Here is a 19,656-nt window from a genome sequence, read left to right as displayed (position 1 = left end):
GTTCCGACTGCTTCAATGTTTGTAGGAAAAGTGCATATCGTAAGTAGGCAAATTCTTCGCTCAGAACGTTACTCATCTAACGATATTCAATTTCGTACAGGAATCGCGCACATAACGACACGGTCGCATCACCCGAAGGTAACGCGACCGTGAAGTCATAGAGAGGTATTACTTACCGCTGACGCTCACACCGTAGAACGAGTTCAGACCGAATGGGCTGATCTTGAAGTCCTGAACTTCCTTACGCATTGGCTGATAAACAGTCGAGTGCGCAATCGGGGTCATAGGAACGGCGTCCTTGAGCAAGTGCTGAGCCTGTTTGTACAGCTCGGTGCGCTTGGCCTGGTCGGTGGTTTCCTTGGCCTGGTGGATCAGGGTGTCGAACGGCTTGTCACACCACTTGGCGAAGTTGTTGCCGTTGATAGCGTCGCAACCGAACAGCGTGCCCAGCCAGTTGTCCGGGTCACCGTTGTCGCCGCTCCAGCCAATCAGCATCGCGCCGTTTTCGCCATTCTTGGCGCGCTTGATGTACTCACCCCACTCATAGGAAACGATCTTGGCGTTGATGCCGATCTTCTTCCAGTCGTTCTGGAGCATTTCGGCCATCAGCTTGGCGTTCGGGTTGTACGGCCGTTGAACCGGCATCGCCCACAGGGTGATCTCGGTGCCTTCGGGCACGCCTGCCTTTTTCAGCAGCTCTTTGGCTTTGGCGACGTCGTACGGAGCGTCCTTGATGGTGGTGTCATAAGACCACTGGGTCGGCGGCATGGCGTTGACCGCCAGTTGACCCGCACCCTGATACACCGCGTCAATGATGGCTTTCTTGTCCACAGCCATGTCCAGCGCCTGACGGACTTCCAGCTTGGACAGCGGGTTCGGCTTGGTTTCGCCTTTAATCACAGGCATCACGTTGTAGGCGATGTACCCCAGGTTGAAGCCCGCCTGATCAGGCATCTTCAGCGCAGGATCGGCCTTCAGTGACGCAAGGTCCGCTGGACGCGGGTAAGCGGTGATCTGGCATTCGCCTTTCTTGAGCTTCTGCGCACGGACCGAAGCGTCGGTGGTAATGGCGAAAATCAGATTGTCGAGCTTGACGTCTTCAGGCTTCCAGTAGTCCTTGTTTCCGGTGAAGCGGATGTTGGAGTCTTTCTGGTAGCTCTTGAACACGAACGGGCCAGTGCCAATCGGCTTCTGGTTGATGTCTTCAGGTTTGCCTTCCTTGAGCAGTTGCGCCGCGTATTCAGCGGACTGAATGGAGGCAAAGCTCATCGCCAGGTTCTGAATGAACGCAGCGTCGACGGTCCCCAGCGTCATTTTGACGGTGTGATCATCGATCTTCTCGATCTTGGTGATATTGGTGTCCATCGCCATATCGGTGAAGTACGGGAATTCGGTCGGGTACGCCTTACGGAACGGATCGTCCTTGTTGATCATGCGGTTGAACGTGAACAGCACGTCATCGGCATTGAAGGTACGAGTCGGTTTGAAGTACGGCGTGGTGTGGAACTTGACGCCTTCACGCAGGTGGAAGGTGTAGGTCAGGCCATCCGGGGAGACGTCCCAGCTGGTGGCCAGGCCTGGAATAACGGCGGTGCCGCCGCGTTCGAATTGGGTCAAGCGGTTGAAGACGGTCTCGGCCGAAGCATCGAAGTCGGTACCGGTGGTGTATTGACCTGGGTCGAAACCAGCGGGGCTGCCTTCGGAGCAGAACACCAGGTTCGATGCTGCTTGAGCGAAGGGAGCGCTGGCGATCAAACCTGCGCCGAGAAGAAACGGAATGACCGCTTTTTTGAGCATGGTGGCCTCAGTTGTTGTCATTTTTTGATTGAGGGGTAGCGGCCTTTTGAGCCGACCCCGCGGATACTTATGCAGGCGCCATACCCAAAGCAAGATACTGGCGCCAATCAAGTGTCAAAGAGTGGCACGAACGTACACGAATGTCGCAAAACTATAATTTCTGACGCTGTTGAACGTTTGCGTGTCGCTTATCGACATCTTTTGCGCACTGTTGGGGTGCATTGCAACGTTGCGAATGCACCCGCTTGAGCCACAAGTGTTACTTCACTGTTGGTATTCCTGGGTGCTATCTGGCCAGGCTGACCCCATAGAACGGCGTTAGGCCGAACGGGCTGAGCTTGAAGTCCTGCACCTCCTTGCGCATGAGCTGAAAGACCTTCGAGTTGGCGATCGGCGTGATGGGGACGTCGTTTTTAAGAATGTTCTGCGCTTGCTGATACAGCTTGATCCGCTCGTTGCGGTCGCTGGTGAGCTTGGCCTGGGTCACCAGCTTGTCGTAGCCGGTGTTGCACCATTTGGCGTAGTTACTGCCGTTAACCGCCGCGCAGCTGTAGAGCACGCCGAGCCAGTTATCCGGATCGCCGTTGTCACCCGTCCAGCCATAGATCATCACATCGTGTTCGCCCGCTTTTGCGCGCTTGATGTACTCGCCCCACTCGTAGCTGACGATGTTGGCCTTGATGCCGATCTTCGCCCAGTCGGACTGAATCATTTGCGCGGACATCCGCGCGTTCGGGTTGGAGGCGCGCTGCACCGTCATCGCCCACAGGTTGATTTGCGTGCCGGGTGCGACGCCCGCTTCTTTGAGCAGTCGCTTTGCTTTTTCGGGGTCATAGGGTGCGTCTTTGATGTTGGGGTCATAGCTCCATTGCGCAGGCGGCAAAGCGTTTTGCGCCAACTGGCCGGCCCCTTGGTACACCGCCTTGATGATGGCGGGTTTGTCGATGGCCATGTCCAGTGCCTGACGGACCTTGAGTTGATCAAGCGGCGGGTGGGTCACGTTGTACGCCAGAAAACCCAGGTTGAAGCCGGCCTGGTTCAGTACCTTGAGGTTTGGATCCTTCTGCGCTTCTTCGATGTCCTGCGGACGCGGATAGCCGCTGACCTGGCATTCGCCGGTCTTGAGCTTCTGCAAGCGGGTGGCGGCGTCGGTAGTGATCGAGAAGATCAGGTTGTCGAGTTTCACATCCTCCGGCTTCCAGTATTGCTTGTTGCCGACGTAACGGATCTGCGCGTCTTTCTGGTAGCGCTTGAACACGAAGGGGCCGGTGCCGATCGGCTTCTGATTGATGTCGCCCGCTTTGCCTTCCTTGAGCAGTTGGGCGGCGTATTCTGCCGATTGAATGGATGCGAAGCTCATCGCCAGGTTCTGAATGAACGCGGCATCGATGTTGTTCAGGTGAAAACGGACCGTTTGATCGTCGACTTTTTCGACCTGCTTGATCGTGGTGTTCATGCCCATGTCGGTGAAGTAGGGCGACTCGGAAGGGTAAGCTTTGCGGAAGGGATCATCTGCATTGAGCAGGCGGTTGAACGTGAAGAGCACGTCGTCGGCGTTGAACTCACGCGTTGGCTTGAAATAGTCGGTGGTGTGGAATTTCACGCCTGGCCGCAGGTGGAAGGTGTAGGTCAACCCGTCGTCCGACACCTCCCAGTTCGTCGCCAGCCCCGGTTCGACTTCCGTGCCACCGCGCTTGAACTGCGTCAGCCGGTTGAAGACGGTTTCGGCCGAAGCGTCAAACTCGGTGCCGCTGGTGTACTGGCTGGGGTCGAAGCCGGCAGGGCTGGCTTCGGAGCAGTAGACCAAGGTGCTGGCGGCCTGCGCCACGGGGGCACAGGTCGCCAGGGCAACGGCAATCAATGCAAATTTGAACGGCGTTCTCATCGGGGCCTCTCAGACGGCAGTCAAGGGATCTGGGTTCAATAGACCCGAAACCTTCGCCGAGAGTCCGCGCGTTATGCAAGCGTCGTCATGTATTCACGTTGACTCATTTGAACGGGAACTTGTTGATGCCCAGCAGCTTGAGCAATAACTTGCTGAATGCCGTACTGTCGCCATCTTTTCCGAAGTAAAAGTTCAGTGCGAAATTCATGTCTGCCTGCAGGCGGAGCATCCCGTCACCGATGGATTTCCCGACTTTTCGGTGCGCGTCTTCAAGCTCGGACAGGACTTCGGCCCTGGCGACCAATTCCGGGTTTTCCTGCGCCCAGCGTTCGACGATATCGTCCTGCCATGTGCTGTCCTGGGGATGGCAGAGAAAGCTTGCCGCCAGTTCCACCGGGTCATCGGTGGGCTCTCCCAGCCAGCGTGCCAAGGTGGCTCGTGTCACTTGGCCAACGGCCTCTTTCGCTAAACGGGCGGCCAGATCATGGAGGGGGTGCTCGGCGTGGTCCTTAGCCAATTGCGAGTGGCTGACCTCAAAGGTCGGATCGGTGTTCGGGTCGCCTTCTATCAGCGACTGGGACTCACCAATGCTGTTGCCCAACAAGGTAAAGAAATCTCTCATGGCCTGCGCATAGGCGTTTTTCAGCGGCTGTGCAGGCAATGCCATGGCCCAGCTTGCGAGTTCCAGGTAACGTGACCCGGGCATGGACGCCCAGGCGTCGCGAAATTTCAGGTAGCTTTCGAACGCTTCAAGATACGTCGGATTTGCATGCTCGCTGAGCATGATCTGAATGATGCGGTCCTGCTCTGTCCGCTCACCCTCCACCGTAGGTTTGAACACCAGGTCCTTGGGCTTGAACAGCATCTTTGCGAGGGGGGCAGCGAGGCTCGCAATGACATCGGCCCCTCCGAACCTGCCTGTGACGACCGGCAAGCCTGCCTTGCACTCGGCCGGTGTGGTCCAAGGCAGTACGTTGGTATGGCCCGCCTTGATCAGGCTCAGCTCGGCGAAGTTCGAGTGGGCAAAATAGTCCTCCAGGATATGCAGCGCTGCGCCGAACTCACGCATGCCATTTATCACGTTGTTATCGTCTGGAGATCCGTGTTCGCGTAACTCGAATGAACGCACCATGCGCACTTTCATCGCATCGGCCGATCGCTGAATGTACTTCTTCATGGAGGTGTCGTAGTCCACTTCCAGTATCGGATCGCCTTTCAGCGTCCAGGGCTCGAAGTCCTTGTCTCGTGTGGTCGGGTCGGCGGGACTGGGATCGGTCACCGAGGGGTTGTCGATATGTTCGGACGGACGATAGACGCCCAGAACCTCTGGCGTGACGACAAAACTGCCTCGTTCGGGGTCGCGGTGTCTGAATTTCGCGGTGGCCAGCACGTCGACGATTTTTGTCAGCGCCTCGCGTGACAGCACGTCGGGGAAATTTTTCGGCATGCTGGTCGCACGAACGATTTTGGGATCCAGTAACTGGGAGTAGTCCTGCAGCCAGTTACCGAAGTAGATCGCCTGCGCGACCAGCGGTCCGCCCATGATGTCGTAGACCACATCGTTGATGGTTTCGTGGGTATGGCCTTTTTCGGTGTTGCCTGCTTCGAACGATTCTCGCTGCCCGCCACCAGACGTGCTCGGGCGGTTGTCTTCAGGTGGCTGGTGAGCAATGACCTGCTGCATGGCTGCGGCATAGTCGATGCTGAGCAGGGTCGTGTTACCGCTGGCTTTGTCCAAGCAGGTCGCCAACTCGACCATCTTGTTGGCTTCCGGCCACTGGAACAGGGCCATATGGCGGGCGTAACGCAGTCCTTCTTCGCCTTGCGCGTCGGTGTCGTAGGGTGCAGCGCTGCGTTTCTGATCGGACAGTTCCGTGCGCAGGAGATTGTCCAGGTGATGCCCGAACTCGTGCATCAGAATTGCTGCCAGTTCCCCCAGGCTGTCCGGCGATTGAAGTGCACGCAACAGCGCGGGGCGATGAATGCGGATGGTGCGGTCGAGGTTGTCGTAGTCGGCATGAGCGGTGGCGCAGGCGACGACCTGATAAGCCGGGTTTTGCACGCCGCCGCTCAGAATGGCGCTATGCAGTGCGCTGTAGGTTTTGATATCGAGGTCGTAACCGAAGATCGCGGCCATCTGGAGCGCGAACTCGCAGGGGTTGGTGTGTGTGGCCAGTGCGGTCAGTTGCCGTAGGGCAAAGTCGCTATGAATCACCAGATTTTCCCGGGGGGCACAGCTCTTGCCGGTAACGTGATCAGTGATCTGGCGGGTTTTCCGCGCGGGGAATCGGCGGGGGTAGGTGTCTTGAACGTGCATGCTTGCTTCCTTGCAAACCTCCAGTGCCTGTCCTCTAAATAATGCAGGTCACCGGTGAGGGGAGTGGATGAAAACTTGCCCCCGAGTTTACGCGACCCCCTTGAGCCTCCAATAAGAGGCTTCATCTCCCCTTGTAGGGCAAAGCGTATCCGTGGCGTGCCATCCTTGGCACAGCACGGTAGGAACAAAAGGCAGTGCCGCGACGCCGCCTTGGCCGTCGCGGCTTCGCATCACGGCATGGCAACTTCGATGACACCGTCAGCCGTGACACTGACTTGACTGGTGCCCGCTTCCACTTCAGGCGTCGGCGCTGCGTCCGCCCGTTCGGCTTTCATCATCATGACCGGCGCGCGCAGGTAAGGCTGTGGATAGCCCGAAGTGTTGAGGTTCAGGTTGACCAGTTTGTAGCCGCTGCCGCCCAAGGCATCGGTCACCAGTTGAGCGCGTGCCTTGAACGCAGTCACCGCGTCCTTGAGCAGCGCGTCTTCACTGGCCTTGCGCGCCGGGTTGGAGATGGAAAAGTCCATCCCGCCCATCTTCATGTCGCTGGCCAGCAGCTCGCCGGTCAGTTTGGACAGCGCGGCGAAATCAGGGCTTTCCAGTCTCAACTCGGCACGCTCACGCCAGCCGGTGATCTTCTGGCCCTTGTCGTCATAGATCGGGTAGCTGTTACGGCTGCCCTGGCGAATGGTCACTTCCTTGACCTTGCGCGCTTCACCCAGCGCCTTGTTCAGGGTCTCCGTGATGCCCGCTGCCAGTTTCGCGGGGTCGGCGTTCTGCGATTCGGTGTACACGGTGACGGTCATCAGGTCGCGCTGGACTTCCTGATTGACCTCGGCACGCACCGAAACCTGGTTGTAATGAACGTCATCGGCCATGGCGGGCGCGGCGGCCAGCGCGGCGGCGCCGAGGGCGAAGAGTGTGGCAGTGGGGCGAAGGCTGAACATAAAAACTCCTTGTTTGGCGAACCGTTGGCGACGCGTTGAACGTCGCGTGTCAAACGGATGCCCATGAGACTGTCATCCCGGCATCTTGTTCCGGTCAGGGGCATCGTGCTACCCCGACGCTCCCACCGGTAAAGCAGGCCCGCTGAAGTCACCCACGACTGTGGCGCTTTGACGCACTTCGCAGGAAAGCGCTGTCGCATTGGTTATACTCGCTCCGATTCGCCTGGAGCGCTCATCAGGAGAGCTCATGCTCGCCCCCGTACAATTGCTGTCCGCCACTCGCCAGAACCTCTGGCGACTGACCTTTATCCGCATCCTGGTGCTGGCCGCCCAGGCCGGCTCGGTCGGGTTCGCCTACCTGTTCGATCTGTTGCACCTGCCCTGGTTGCAACTGGACATCACGCTCGGGTTTTCCGCCATTGTCTGTCTGCTGACGGCGATCCGTCTGCGCACCTCGTGGCCGGTGACCGAGCTTGAATATGCCGTGCAACTGGCGTTCGACCTGTTTATCCACAGCGCACTGCTGTATTTCTCGGGCGGTTCGACCAACCCGTTCGTTTCCTATTACCTGGTGCCGTTGACCATCGCCGCCGTAACCCTGCCGTGGCGCTATTCACTGATTCTGTCCGGGATCGCGCTGGCGCTGTACACCTTGATGCTGGCCAACTTCTACCCGGTCGAAGCCTTCGCCATCGCCCGCGAGAAGATGCAGATCTACGGCATGTGGCTGAGTTTCGCATTGGCCGCCGGTGTCATTACTTTCTTCGCCGCACGGATGGCCGAAGAGTTGCGCCGTCAGGAGCAGATGCGCGCGTTGCGCCGGGAAGAGGGCGCCCGCGATCAGCAACTGCTGGCCGTCGCCACCGAGGCCGCCGGCGCCGCACACGAACTGGGGACGCCGCTGGCGACCATGAGCGTGTTGCTCAAGGAAATGCAGCAGGACCACAAGGACCCTGCGTTGCAGGAGGACCTGTCGGTGCTGCAGGATCAAGTCAAGCTGTGCAAGGAAACCCTGCAACAACTGGTGCGCGCCGCCGAGGCCAATCGCCGTTTGACGGTGCAGGAACAAACGGTCACGCACTGGCTCGATCAGGCGCTCAACCGCTGGCACCTGATGCGCCCGGAGGCCAGTTATCGTTTTCAGCGGCTGGGCCAGGGCGAAGTACCGATGGTCGCGCCGCCACCCGATCTGACGCAGGCCCTGCTGAACTTGCTGAACAATGCCGCCGACGCCTGCCCCGAAGGTCTGGAAGTCAACCTGGACTGGAACGCCGTGGAGATCAGCATCACGATCCGCGACCACGGAGCCGGCGTGCCTCTGGCCGTGGCCGAACAGATTGGCAAACCGTTTTTTACCACCAAGGGCAAAGGCTTCGGCCTGGGCCTGTTTTTGAGCAAGGCCAGCGTGACCCGCGCGGGCGGCTCGGTGAAACTCTATCCTCACGAGGAAGGCGGCACGCTCACCGAGCTGCGCCTGCCCCGGAACGCAACAGGAGATGAAGCATGACTGATGAAATCCAGGTCGAAGGCGAAGAGCTGCCGCACCTGTTGCTGGTGGACGACGATGCCACCTTTACTCGCGTCATGGCGCGCGCGATGGCTCGCCGTGGCTTCCGCGTCAGCACCGCCGGTTCTGCCGAAGAAGGCCTGGCGCTGGCCCAGCAGGACATTCCGGACTACGCCACGGTCGACCTGAAGATGGAAGGCGACTCGGGGCTGGTGCTGTTGCCCAAGCTGCTGGAACTGGACCCGGAAATGCGGGTCCTGATACTGACCGGTTATTCGAGCATCGCCACCGCTGTCGAGGCGATCAAGCGCGGCGCCTGCAATTATCTGTGCAAACCGGCCGACGCCGACGACGTACTGGCGGCATTGCTGTCCGAACACGCCGATCTGGACACGCTGGTGCCGGAAAATCCGATGTCGGTGGACCGTCTGCAGTGGGAACACATCCAGCGCGTTCTGACCGAGCACGAGGGCAACATTTCCGCGACCGCACGGGCGCTGGGGATGCATCGCAGAACGCTTCAACGCAAATTGCAGAAGCGACCGGTCCGCCGTTAAGCAAGGACGCAACCTAAAGATTTCTTCATGGAAGACCGCGTGTGGCGTCTGGCACATTGGTGCCAACGCCCTTAAATGCCTGCCGCCGAGCCATCACCATGAATGTTGATATTGATGAATCCAGGGTCAATGACGCTGTGAAAGGGAGCTTTTTCCCCCGAGTCTGGAAACTGGTGACGCCGTACTGGCGCAGTGAAGAAAAGGGCATGGCCTGGGTCCTGCTTATCGCCGTGATCGCACTGTCGCTGTTCAGCGTCTTCATTTCAGTTCTGGTCAACAGTTGGTACCGGGATTTCTACAATGCGCTGCAGAACAAAGACCTGGGCGCGTTCACTCATCTGATCCTGTACTTCTGCGGCATCGCCACCATTGCCATTCTGGGCGCGGTGTACCGGTTGTATCTCACGCAGATGCTGACCATTCGCTGGCGCCGCTGGCTCACCGAAAAGCATTTCACCAAATGGCTCGCACACAAGAACTATTACCGCCTGGAGCAGGGCGGTTACACCGATAACCCTGACCAACGCCTGTCCGAAGACCTCAACAACTTCACCTCCGACACCCTGAGCCTGAGCCTCGGCCTGCTGCGCACGGTCGTCAGCCTGGTGTCGTTCTCGGTGATTCTGTGGGGCGTGTCCGGCAGCATCGAGCTGTTCGGCATCACCATCCCGGGTTACATGTTCTGGGCTGCGCTTCTTTATGCAGCCGTCGGCAGCTGGCTGACCCACCTGATCGGTCGCCGCCTGATCGTGCTGAGCAACCAGCAGCAGCGTTACGAAGCGGACATGCGTTTCTCGCTGGTGCGGGTTCGCGAAAATGCCGAAAGCATTGCCCTGTCCGATGGCGAGGCGAACGAAAATCAGCGCCTGAGCGCACGCTTTGGCATGGTCTGGAGTAACTTCTGGACCATCATGAAGGTGCAAAAGCGCCTGACGTTCTTCACGGCGGGCTACTCGCAGATTGCGATTGTCTTCGCCTTCGTGGTGGCAGCGCCTCGCTACTTTGCCGGCAAGATCGAACTGGGTGAGCTGATGCAGATCAACTCGGCGTTCGGCAACGTGCAGGAGAACTTCAGCTGGTTCATCGACGCGTACACCCAGTTGGCGTCATGGCGCGCCACCTGTGATCGTCTGCTGAGTTTCCGTCAGGCCATGGACGAAAACGAAGCCCGTGTCCCGGCCATCAGCGTCACCCACGAAAGCAATGCGCTGCATCTGCAAGGTCTGGGGTTGTCCCTGGTGGGCGGCCGTCAATTGTTGAACAACGCCAATGTCGACATCGCAGCGGGCGACAAGGTCATGCTCAGTGGTCGCTCGGGCAGCGGCAAGAGCACGTTGTTGCGGGCGATGGGCGGCTTGTGGAACGAGGGGCATGGCGCGGTTCGGCTGCCGGCCAAGCGAGCGTTTTTTCTGCCGCAGAAACCCTATCTGCCCATCGGCACGCTGCGCGAAGCGCTCAGTTATCCACAGGCACCCGAGGTTTATCCGGCCGATCGGTTCGCTCAAGTGCTGGAAACCTGTCGCCTGAGTCACTTGGTGCCGCGTCTGGACGAGAGCAATCACTGGCAACGCATGCTCTCACCCGGAGAGCAACAGCGTGTGGCCTTCGCTCGAGCCTTGCTGTTTGCGCCGGACTGGCTGTATCTGGACGAAGCCACCTCGGCCATGGACGAAGAAGATGAAGCCGCGCTGTATCAAGCGCTGCTTGACGAGTTGCCGGCCGTGACCCTGCTCAGCATCGGGCACCGCAGCAGCCTCAAGCGTTTCCATCGCCGTCATCTGCGCATCGAAGGAGGCCAGCTTCAGGAGCAGGCACATCCGCAAGTGGTGGTTTGATCGTGCCCATGTGAGGCCAGCGGCGCCACGGTGCCGCAAAAACCTACATACTCGCCGGGTTTGTTATGTGATCGTACAACCCGGTGAGCTACTATTAGCCTTTCAGCGTATTTAGAGATGCATGTTGGATATGGAAAATCAGAGTGCTCCGCCTCGCGCACGCAGAAAGCACCGCAGCCTCGCGCAGGAATTAGTGACCGAACTCTCCGAGCGGATTCGCAGCGGGGCGCTCAAGCGTGGCGACAAGTTGCCGACAGAGTCCGCGATCATGGAAGAGCAGGGCGTTAGCCGCACTGTCGTACGTGAGGCCATTTCACGCCTGCAGGCATCCGGCCTGGTGGAAACGCGTCACGGTATCGGCACGTTTGTGCTGGACACCCCAAGCCCGAGTGGTTTTCGCATCGACCCGGCGACGATCGTCACCCTGCGCGATGTCCTGGCGATTCTCGAACTGCGCATCAGCCTTGAGGTCGAGTCCGCCGGCCTGGCGGCTCAGCGTCGATCGGCCGAGCAACTGGCCGACATGCGGGCTGCGCTCGACGCACTCAACGAAAGTGCCTCGCATGCCAGCGATGCGGTCGGCGCGGATTTCCAGTTCCACATGGCGATTGCACTGTCCACCGGCAACCGCTATTTCACGGACATCATGACTCACCTGGGCACCAGCATCATCCCTCGGACCCGGTTGAATTCCGCGCGCCTGGCCCACGACGATCATCAGCATTACATGAGCCGTCTGAGCCGCGAGCACGAAGAAATCTACGACGCCATCGCCCGCCAGGACTCCGATGCCGCACGCGCTGCCATGCGCCTGCATCTGACCAACAGCCGCGAGCGGCTGCGTCATGCTCATGAAGAGGCTGAGTCACAGCGGGCTTGAGTATGTTTCGCTGACCAGAGGGATGCCGTGAACGCTCGGTGTCCTACGGCGGAGCGGGGGCAGGCGTATTCATTCTGTGTCGCAGGTTTCTAGTCAGTAATACACAGATCCAGACGGCGATGGATGGGGTCATGCTTAGCCACATGATGGTGAAGCAATCCAGCATGTCGCGAAGATCCTTGCTGCCCATGTTGTCCAGAAACCATTGATGGATACCTGTGCCTAACCAGCTATTGAATAGCCATTGAGCTATTGCCAAGTGCAGGACGCAGTATCCGAGTGCAAGCGTCAGTGCGAGGATAAAGAAAAGTTGTACGATTCCTGTCAATATTTTTTTGATTAGGATGCGGACGAGCATTTTTTATTGCCTCGAATTTTAAAGGTTCCTAAATAACGGGATAGCACTACCGATATCCATATCGATGGTGGCAGCATAGAGCCGTAAGACAGTAGAACCAGCGTGTCCAACGTGTATTCTATTCCTTCCCAACCCATGAATTGGAGCAACCATCCTAGAGCATTTGATCCGATCCAGGTTTGGTGTATCCATCTGACGGGGCCTAGATTCAGCAGAATATAGCCAAAAATTATAGTGAGGGTGAGCGTGAGAGTGACCTGTCCGGCAAGGATCAAAATCCTCCCCACTAATCGGAAAAATAGCATCAGTACCCCTCGAACTTATCGTTCGTATTTATTGAATGGAAAACGATTTTTCTTCAATAACCTCTAATATTCCGTAGTATTTTACGCTTTTGCCGGGAAGGAACTTACCACTTCGGCTACGGATGTAGGTTCTAAGCAGCTCAAAGGCCAGAGGGGAGAACAGTGTTACGCAGCCTTCACTAATACCAGCCGGTCCGATTGGATGGATTCGGAATGCACCTCTTTGTGTACCGTTGATTAGGGTTGTATCGTCTATGACTCCATCATCGCGATAAAGGCTTAGCCATGAGCTTCTGTCTGTACCTGCCCAATAGTCTTTGCTGGGCTGTATGATCCACCCAAATGCTCCCCCCGACTCCCTATCAAGAATGTAATACTTTCCAAGAGGGAGTGGCCCAAACTTCGGGACATCCTGATAGCGCACATCATTGACATAACTGGATGCGTCCCCAGAAAACGCATCATAAGACACACCATCACATACCAACCGGCTCAAGGGCTCACCATTGAGCACATAGGTGCAATACACTAGATCGGAAGTTGCTTCTTCGTTATTCATTTCAGCTCCCTCTGATCAGGCATAAACCTTATTTGCGACACCATCCCAGCCTCCGACAACCTGTCCGCCGCCCGAACCGTCGGAGCGTTTCTGCTGGATGTAAGCCATCTTGATCCGCGCATAGTTCAGGCGAACGATTTCGCTTGGAAATCCGCCTTCCACGCTGCCATTTCCGGCCAGTGAGACCGACGAGATGATCACCTCTTCCAGCTTGATTTCCATGTACTTCACCTTGTCGGTCCCGGCGCGATTCAGCGCGATCTTCACTTCTTTGAAGTGCTTGCCGCTGCAGCAGGCTTCGTGAAGTTTGGGGGTTGCCTTGTCGACGGCTTTGCGGAAGAACAGATCACTCATCCGTGCCCGGCCGCTGGAAGCGCCGCCCGAACTCGTCTTGGTGGCGGAAGCTGACTGGCTGGCGCCCACATCGAAATCTTCCATCTCGATCCAGTCGCCGAATTGAGCGTCGAGCGATTCGCCCGGGATGCCGTCGATTTTCAGAAATGCGTCAATAGCCATGCTATGTCCCTGCGGTAAATGGTCCGTTGATGCTGCGAAGAAACTGTAACGATTGGGTGGATTGCAACAAAGCGTGCGGAGGGGGGCGTCGGATCAGTTTCAGAGATGGACTACAGGCGGGTAGGGTCTGGACTACGGAACAGTCTCGCGAGAGGGGCAGAATCGCAGCGGGCTTGAGGTCGTATGACCTGATGTTCTGCAGCCGCCATGGTCGTTCTCGTGCGCTTACTCAGTCTGTAGGAGCGCGCTTGCCCGCGATCTGCCGCGTAGCGGTAGCAAACCCGGTACACCCGATCTATCTGAAACGCCGCGTCGCCTGATTTCACTGCCGCTTCGCAGCAGATCGCGGGCAAGCGCGCTCCTACAGTCCGGACCTGTCGTCACATAGATGTTCGCCGGTATCACCGCTCATCCTCGCCCGATAAATAATTCCACGCCCCTATTGAGGGATCTTCTTTGCAGTTGTACGATGACTTACGACATCAGCGCAGGTCTGGTGATCCAATCACACAATTAGCTTCCCAGGGTGTTCGAATAATGAATCCACAAGAACTGAAGTCCATCCTTTCCCACGGTCTGCTGTCCTTCCCGGTTACCGACTTCAATGCCCAGGGCGATTTCCACCGCGCGGGTTACATCAAGCGTCTGGAGTGGCTCGCCCCGTATGGCGCCTCCGCATTGTTCGCAGCGGGCGGTACAGGTGAGTTCTTCTCCCTGACCAGCGACGAATATTCCGAAATCATCAAGACTGCCGTCGATACCTGCGAAAAGTCGGTGCCCATTCTGGCGGGCGTGGGTGGTCCGACCCGCCAAGCCATCGCCATGGCTCAAGAAGCCGAGCGTCTAGGGGCCAAAGGCCTGCTGCTGCTGCCTCACTACCTGACCGAAGCCAGCCAGGACGGTGTTGCCGCCCACGTTGAAGCGGTCTGCAAATCGGTCAAGATCGGCGTGGTTGTCTATAACCGTAACGTTTGCCGCCTGACCCCTGTGCTGTTGGAGCAGCTGGCTGAGCGCTGCCCGAACCTGATCGGCTACAAAGACGGGTTGGGTGACATCGAACTGATGGTTTCCATTCGCCGTCGCCTGGGCGACCGCTTTTCCTACCTGGGTGGTCTGCCGACCGCTGAAGTCTACGCCGCTGCCTACAAGGCCCTGGGCGTGCCGGTCTACTCCTCGGCCGTGTTCAACTTCGTACCGAAGCTGGCGATGAACTTCTACCATGCGATCGCCAAGGACGACCACGCCACGGTCGGCAAGCTGATCGATGACTTCTTCTTGCCGTATCTGGACATCCGTAACCGCAAAGCCGGCTACGCGGTGAGCATCGTCAAAGCGGGCGCGAAAATCGCCGGTTACGACGCAGGTCCGGTCCGCGCTCCGCTGACTGACCTGACTAAGGAAGAGTTTGAAATGCTGGCTGCACTGATGGACAAGCAAGGCCAGCAATAACAGCTGACCTGCCGCAAAACCGCTGAGCGATCAGCGGTTTTTTGCCGTCGAGACGTTGTGGTTCAAGGTTGCCACGATCCCGCATTTTCCGTTTTCAAACCGTTGGCGCGGCAGGATTGCCCGCGCAGTCGTGTGTCCCCGGGTGTCACCGTGGGGTCACGACCAACACCCGCTTCAATCGCATCTGGATTTAGGGGCAGAGGCGAGCAGTACGCACATAAAAGATCGTTTAACCCGCGCAAAAAAATAATTAGTGGGAGTTTCGAACATGTCAAAAAACAAGCCGACTCACGTCCGCTATTTGATCCTGCTCATGCTGTTTCTGGTGACCACGATCAACTACGCCGACCGTGCAACCATCGCCATTGCCGGCTCCAGTCTGCAGAAAAGCCTCGGCATCGACGCCGTCACCCTCGGTTATATCTTCTCCGCCTTTGGCTGGGCCTACGTGGCCGGTCAGATCCCGGGTGGCTGGCTGCTTGATCGCTTCGGCTCCAAGAAAGTCTATGCACTGAGCATCTTTACCTGGTCGCTGTTCACCGTGCTGCAAGGCTATGTCGGTGAATTCGGTCTCTCGACCGCCATCGTTGCGCTGTTCATGTTGCGCTTCCTGGTGGGGCTGGCCGAAGCGCCGTCTTTCCCCGGTAACGCCCGTATCGTGGCGGCCTGGTTCCCTACGTCCGAGCGCGGTACCGCCTCGGCGATTTTCAACTCGGCGCAATACTTCGCCACCGTTCTGTTCGCCCCGATCATGGGCTGGATCGTCTTCACGTTCGGCTGGCAGCACGTGTTCGTGGTGATGGGCGGCGTCGGTATCGTGTTTTCGCTGATCTGGCTGAAAATCATCCACAGCCCGCGCAATCACCCCATGATCAACCAGGAAGAACTTGATCACATCGCCCACAACGGCGGCATGGTCGACATGGATAACGACAAGGGCAAAGGCAAGAGCGGCGGCCCTAAATGGGATTACGTGAAGCAGCTACTGACCAACCGCATGATGCTGGGCATCTACCTGGCGCAGTACTGCATCAACGGCATCACCTACTTCTTCCTGACCTGGTTCCCGGTATACCTGGTGCAGGAACGCGGCATGACGATCCTCAAGGCCGGCTTCATCGCCTCGTTGCCGGCGATCTGCGGCTTCATCGGTGGTGTCCTGGGCGGCATCATTTCCGACTTCCTGCTGCGTCGTGGCAAATCGCTGACCTTCGCCCGCAAGGCGCCCATCATTGGTGGCCTGTTGCTGTCGACGTCCATCGTGACCTGCAATTACGTCGACATCGAATGGGTCGTCGTGGGCTTCATGGCGCTGGCCTTCTTCGGCAAGGGCGTGGGCGCGCTGGGCTGGGCGGTCATGTCTGACGCTTCGCCAAAACAAATCGCCGGTTTAAGCGGCGGTCTGTTCAACATGTTCGGCAACATCGCATCGATCACCACCCCGATCGTCATTGGTTACATCATCAGCTCGACCGGCTCGTTCAAATGGGCGCTGGTGTTCGTCGGGGCCAACGCGCTGGTGGCGGTGATCAGCTACGTGTTTATCGTGGGCGAGATCAAGCGTGTGGAATTGAAAGACACCCCAACGCAGGGTGATTTTCCGGCCAGCGAAGCCGGCAAGCTTTCTGAAGCGAAAATCTGAGGAAAACCGTGATGAACTTGATCCAGCATGCCGACTCGCCGCGTTACATCCGCTTGCATGAGCGCGATAACGTCGTTGTCGTGGTCAACGACCAGGGCGTACCGGCGGGGACAGCATTCGACAATGGTCTGGTGACCATCGATAACGTGCCGCAGAGCCACAAGGTCAATACGGTGGATATTCCCGAAGGTGGGGCGGTGATTCGCTATGGGCAGACCATCGGTTATGCCCTGCAACCGATCCCGCGTGGCAGTTGGGTCAAGGAAGATCAATTGCGCATGCCGAGCGCGCCGCCGCTGGACAGCCTGCCGCTGTCGACGGAAGTGCCAGGCAAGGGCGAGCCGCTGGAAGGCTTCACCTTCGAGGGGTATCGCAACGCCGACGGCACGGTTGGCACGCGCAACATTCTGGGCATCACCACCACCGTGCAGTGCGTCACGGGTGTGCTGGATTTTGCGGTCAAGCGCATTCGCGAGGAGCTGCTGCCCAAATACCCGCACGTCGACGATGTCGTGGCCATCACCCACACCTACGGCTGTGGCGTGGCGATCACGGCCAAGGACGCCTACATCCCGATCCGTACGGTGCGTAACCTGGCGCGCAACCCGAACCTGGGTGGCGAGGCACTGGTCATCGGGCTGGGCTGCGAAAAACTGCAAGCCGATCAGGTGATGCACCAGGACGATCCTTCGGTCGACCTGAGCGATGAGTGGATGTATCGCCTGCAGGACTCCAGCCACGGCTTCAACGAGATGATCGAGCAGATTATGGCGCTGGCCGAGGTGCGCCTGAAGAAACTCGATCAGCGTCGTCGCGAAACGGTGCCGGCGTCCGAGCTGATTCTGGGCATGCAGTGCGGTGGCAGCGATGCGTTTTCCGGCATCACCGCCAACCCGGCGCTGGGTTACGCCTCGGACTTGCTGCTGCGCGCAGGCGCGACGGTGATGTTCTCGGAAGTGACCGAAGTTCGCGATGCGATCTATCTGCTGACCTCCCGTGCCGAAACCACCGAGGTCGCTGAAGAACTGGTTCGAGAGATGGACTGGTACGACCGTTACCTGGCCAAAGGCGAAGCGGACCGCAGCGCCAACACCACGCCTGGCAACAAGAAGGGCGGGCTGTCGAACATCGTCGAGAAGTCCCTCGGCTCCATCGTCAAGTCGGGCAACAGCGCGATCAACGGGGTGCTGGGTCCTGGTGAACGTGTGACTCGCAAAGGCCTTATTTTCTGCGCGACACCGGCGAGTGATTTTGTCTGTGGCACGCTGCAACTGGCTGCCGGCATGAACCTGCATGTGTTCACCACCGGTCGCGGTACGCCGTACGGTCTGGCGATGTCACCGGTGGTGAAGGTGTCGACCCGTACCGAGCTGGCCCAGCGTTGGCCGGACCTGATCGACATCGATGCCGGCCGTATCGCCACTGGCCGCGCCAGCATCGAAGAGCTGGGTTGGGAGCTGTTCCATTTCTATCTCGACGTCGCCAGCGGCAAGAAGAAGACCTGGACCGAGCACTACCGTTTGCACAACGACATTACCCTGTTCAACCCGGCGCCGATTACCTGAGTCATCCGACGGACAGGCCGCGCACCCTGGCGGAGCGTGGCTTGTCCCGTATCGTTCCGGTATCAATCCCGCCCGCTGGTCACTTGCCATCGACCGCCCTGAACTTCAACCCGTTCGCACCTATCCTTATTGCATGCGTTCTCAGAGCCCGTCTGCCCCGGCGGTTTTGCCTGCAAGACAAGGAGATGTTCATGCGTGCACTGACGTACCACGGCGCCCACGATGTGCGTGTCGAGACCGTTGCAGATCCGGTCATCCAGGAAGCCGACGATGTACTGTTGAAGGTCACCGCCACGGCCATCTGCGGTTCTGATCTGCACCTGTATCGCGGCAAGATTCCCGCCACTGAACAGGGCGATATTTTCGGCCACGAGTTCATGGGGATCGTGGAAGAAGTCGGTCCTCAGGTCACGGCGGTCAAGCCCGGCGATCGTGTGGTCATTCCTTTTGTCATCGCCTGTGGCAGTTGTTTTTTCTGTCAGATCGATGCGTTCGCCGCGTGTGAAACGACCAACACCGGCCGGGGTGCGATCCTCAACAAAAAATCCATCCCCCCGGGTGCAGCGCTCTTCGGTTTCAGCCATTTATACGGCGGCGTGCCGGGCGGGCAAGCCGAATATGTTCGCGTTCCGAAAGGCAATGTCGGCCCGTTCAAAGTGCCCGGCAGCCTGGCTGACGAGAAGGTCCTGTTCCTGTCCGACATCCTGCCCACTGCCTGGCAAGCGGTGCTCAATGCCGGGGTTGGGAAGGGGTCGAGCGTCGCCATTTACGGCGCGGGTCCGGTCGGATTATTGAGCGCGGCGTGCGCGAAAATGCTCGGGGCAGAAAAGATCTTCATGGTCGATCACCATGCCTATCGCCTGGCGTACGCGCAGTTCACCTATGGCGTGATTCCGATCAATTTCGACGAAGACGACGATCCGGCTGACACCATCATTCGCCAGACCGCCGGCATGCGCGGCGTGGACGCCGTGATCGATGCCGTAGGCTTTGAAGCCAAAGGCAGTACCACGGAAACCATCCTCGCCACGCTCAAGCTCGAAGGCAGCAGCGGCAAGGCGCTACGCCAGTGCATCGCCTCGGTACGGCGCGGCGGGACGGTAAGCGTGCCGGGTGTGTATTCCGGGTTCATTCATGGCTTCATGTTTGGCGACGCCTTCGACAAGGGCCTGACCTTCAAGATGGGCCAGACCCATGTGCATCGTTATCTGCCAGAGTTGCTGAAGTTGATCGAGGAAGGCGCGCTGGCCCCGGAAACAATCATCACCCATCGCCTGTCGCTGGAGGAGGCCGCGGACGGGTACGCGATCTTCGACAAGAAGGAAGAGGACTGCCGCAAGATCATTCTCACGCCGGGCTTCGACAGCCGGGTGGATGCTTCAGCCAACGATGCGGTGTTGTAGTCAAACTGCATGCTGTCAGCGCAACACTTTACCTGCAGGAGTGAGCTTGCTCGCGAGAGGTCGGTATGTTCGAAAAGTCGCTTGAGCGCGAGCCAACGCTTCGTCGGAATGCCGCCCAGACCAGGCTCGCTCCC

The 19,656-nt window shown here is 58.5% G+C and carries 14 protein-coding genes; 8 read left to right on the top strand and 6 right to left on the bottom strand.

The genetic code is table 11. The features are described from left to right. Positions 1–168 precede the first annotated feature (168 nt). From BMY73_RS24055 to BMY73_RS24040, 4 genes are all read right to left on the bottom strand, one after another. A complete protein-coding gene (locus BMY73_RS24055) occupies positions 169–1,797 on the bottom strand; it encodes an ABC transporter substrate-binding protein (RefSeq protein ID WP_092410240.1) in 1,629 nt (542 codons plus the stop codon). Between the two features lie 286 nt (positions 1,798–2,083). Beyond that, on the bottom strand, positions 2,084–3,682 hold the full coding sequence (locus BMY73_RS24050) for an ABC transporter substrate-binding protein (protein WP_092410238.1): 1,599 nt from the start codon (positions 3,680–3,682) through the stop codon (positions 2,084–2,086). A gap of 103 nt (positions 3,683–3,785) precedes the next feature. Continuing rightward, positions 3,786–5,999: an HET-C-related protein gene (locus BMY73_RS24045; protein WP_092410236.1), complete on the bottom strand. Its 2,214-nt coding sequence runs from the start codon at positions 5,997–5,999 to the stop codon at positions 3,786–3,788. Positions 6,000–6,229: 230 nt separating this feature from the next. Next, positions 6,230–6,946 (bottom strand): SIMPL domain-containing protein, encoded by a 717-nt coding sequence (locus tag BMY73_RS24040; protein WP_092410234.1) that lies wholly within the window; start codon positions 6,944–6,946, stop codon positions 6,230–6,232. Between the two features lie 247 nt (positions 6,947–7,193). Between BMY73_RS24040 and BMY73_RS24035 the strand changes: the two genes are divergently transcribed. The 4 genes from BMY73_RS24035 (at position 7,194) to BMY73_RS24020 (ending at position 11,725) form a co-directional block, all read left to right on the top strand. Continuing rightward, complete coding sequence (locus BMY73_RS24035) at positions 7,194–8,453, top strand: ATP-binding protein (protein WP_062388477.1); 1,260 nt, start codon at positions 7,194–7,196, stop codon at positions 8,451–8,453. Further along, positions 8,450–9,010 (top strand): response regulator transcription factor, encoded by a 561-nt coding sequence (locus tag BMY73_RS24030; RefSeq protein WP_062388480.1) that lies wholly within the window; start codon positions 8,450–8,452, stop codon positions 9,008–9,010. Before BMY73_RS24035 ends, BMY73_RS24030 begins: the two co-directional genes overlap by 4 nt. 98 nt (positions 9,011–9,108) lie before the next feature. Continuing rightward, positions 9,109–10,845, top strand: a complete 1,737-nt coding sequence (locus BMY73_RS24025; protein WP_092410232.1) for an ABC transporter ATP-binding protein/permease — start codon at positions 9,109–9,111, stop codon at positions 10,843–10,845. A 130-nt stretch (positions 10,846–10,975) separates the two neighbouring features. Then, entirely contained in the window at positions 10,976–11,725 is a 750-nt protein-coding gene (locus tag BMY73_RS24020) for a FadR/GntR family transcriptional regulator (protein ID WP_062388485.1), read from the top strand. Positions 11,726–12,416: 691 nt separating this feature from the next. Here the strand turns inward: BMY73_RS24020 and BMY73_RS24010 are convergent. Together BMY73_RS24010 and BMY73_RS24005 are read right to left on the bottom strand one after the other, a co-directional pair. Then, entirely contained in the window at positions 12,417–12,947 is a 531-nt protein-coding gene (locus BMY73_RS24010) for a DUF2778 domain-containing protein (RefSeq protein ID WP_092410228.1), read from the bottom strand. A 15-nt stretch (positions 12,948–12,962) separates the two neighbouring features. After that, a complete protein-coding gene (locus tag BMY73_RS24005; protein ID WP_092410226.1) occupies positions 12,963–13,463 on the bottom strand; it encodes an Hcp family type VI secretion system effector in 501 nt (166 codons plus the stop codon). A gap of 537 nt (positions 13,464–14,000) precedes the next feature. Between BMY73_RS24005 and kdgD the strand changes: the two genes are divergently transcribed. From kdgD to BMY73_RS23985, 4 genes are all read left to right on the top strand, one after another. Continuing rightward, entirely contained in the window at positions 14,001–14,912 is a 912-nt protein-coding gene (kdgD, locus tag BMY73_RS24000; protein ID WP_062388497.1) for a 5-dehydro-4-deoxyglucarate dehydratase, read from the top strand. A 268-nt stretch (positions 14,913–15,180) separates the two neighbouring features. Beyond that, positions 15,181–16,554 carry an MFS transporter gene (locus tag BMY73_RS23995; protein WP_062388500.1) on the top strand — a complete coding sequence of 458 codons (1,374 nt, stop codon included), beginning with the start codon at positions 15,181–15,183 and terminating at the stop codon, positions 16,552–16,554. 11 nt (positions 16,555–16,565) lie between these two features. Beyond that, the gene (gene garD, locus BMY73_RS23990) at positions 16,566–18,119 is read left to right on the top strand and encodes a galactarate dehydratase (RefSeq protein WP_062388502.1); all 1,554 of its coding nucleotides are present in this window, start codon (positions 16,566–16,568) and stop codon (positions 18,117–18,119) included. 191 nt (positions 18,120–18,310) lie between these two features. Beyond that, positions 18,311–19,522, top strand: coding sequence for a zinc-dependent alcohol dehydrogenase (locus BMY73_RS23985; RefSeq protein ID WP_092410224.1), 1,212 nt, complete (start codon positions 18,311–18,313; stop codon positions 19,520–19,522). Positions 19,523–19,656 lie beyond the last annotated feature (134 nt).

This window comes from Pseudomonas sp. NFACC02 (assembly GCF_900110765.1).
GTDB lineage: Bacteria > Pseudomonadota > Gammaproteobacteria > Pseudomonadales > Pseudomonadaceae > Aquipseudomonas.
The sequence above is the reverse complement of the archived record's forward strand: the minus strand, read 5'-3'. Positions and strand labels throughout refer to the sequence as shown.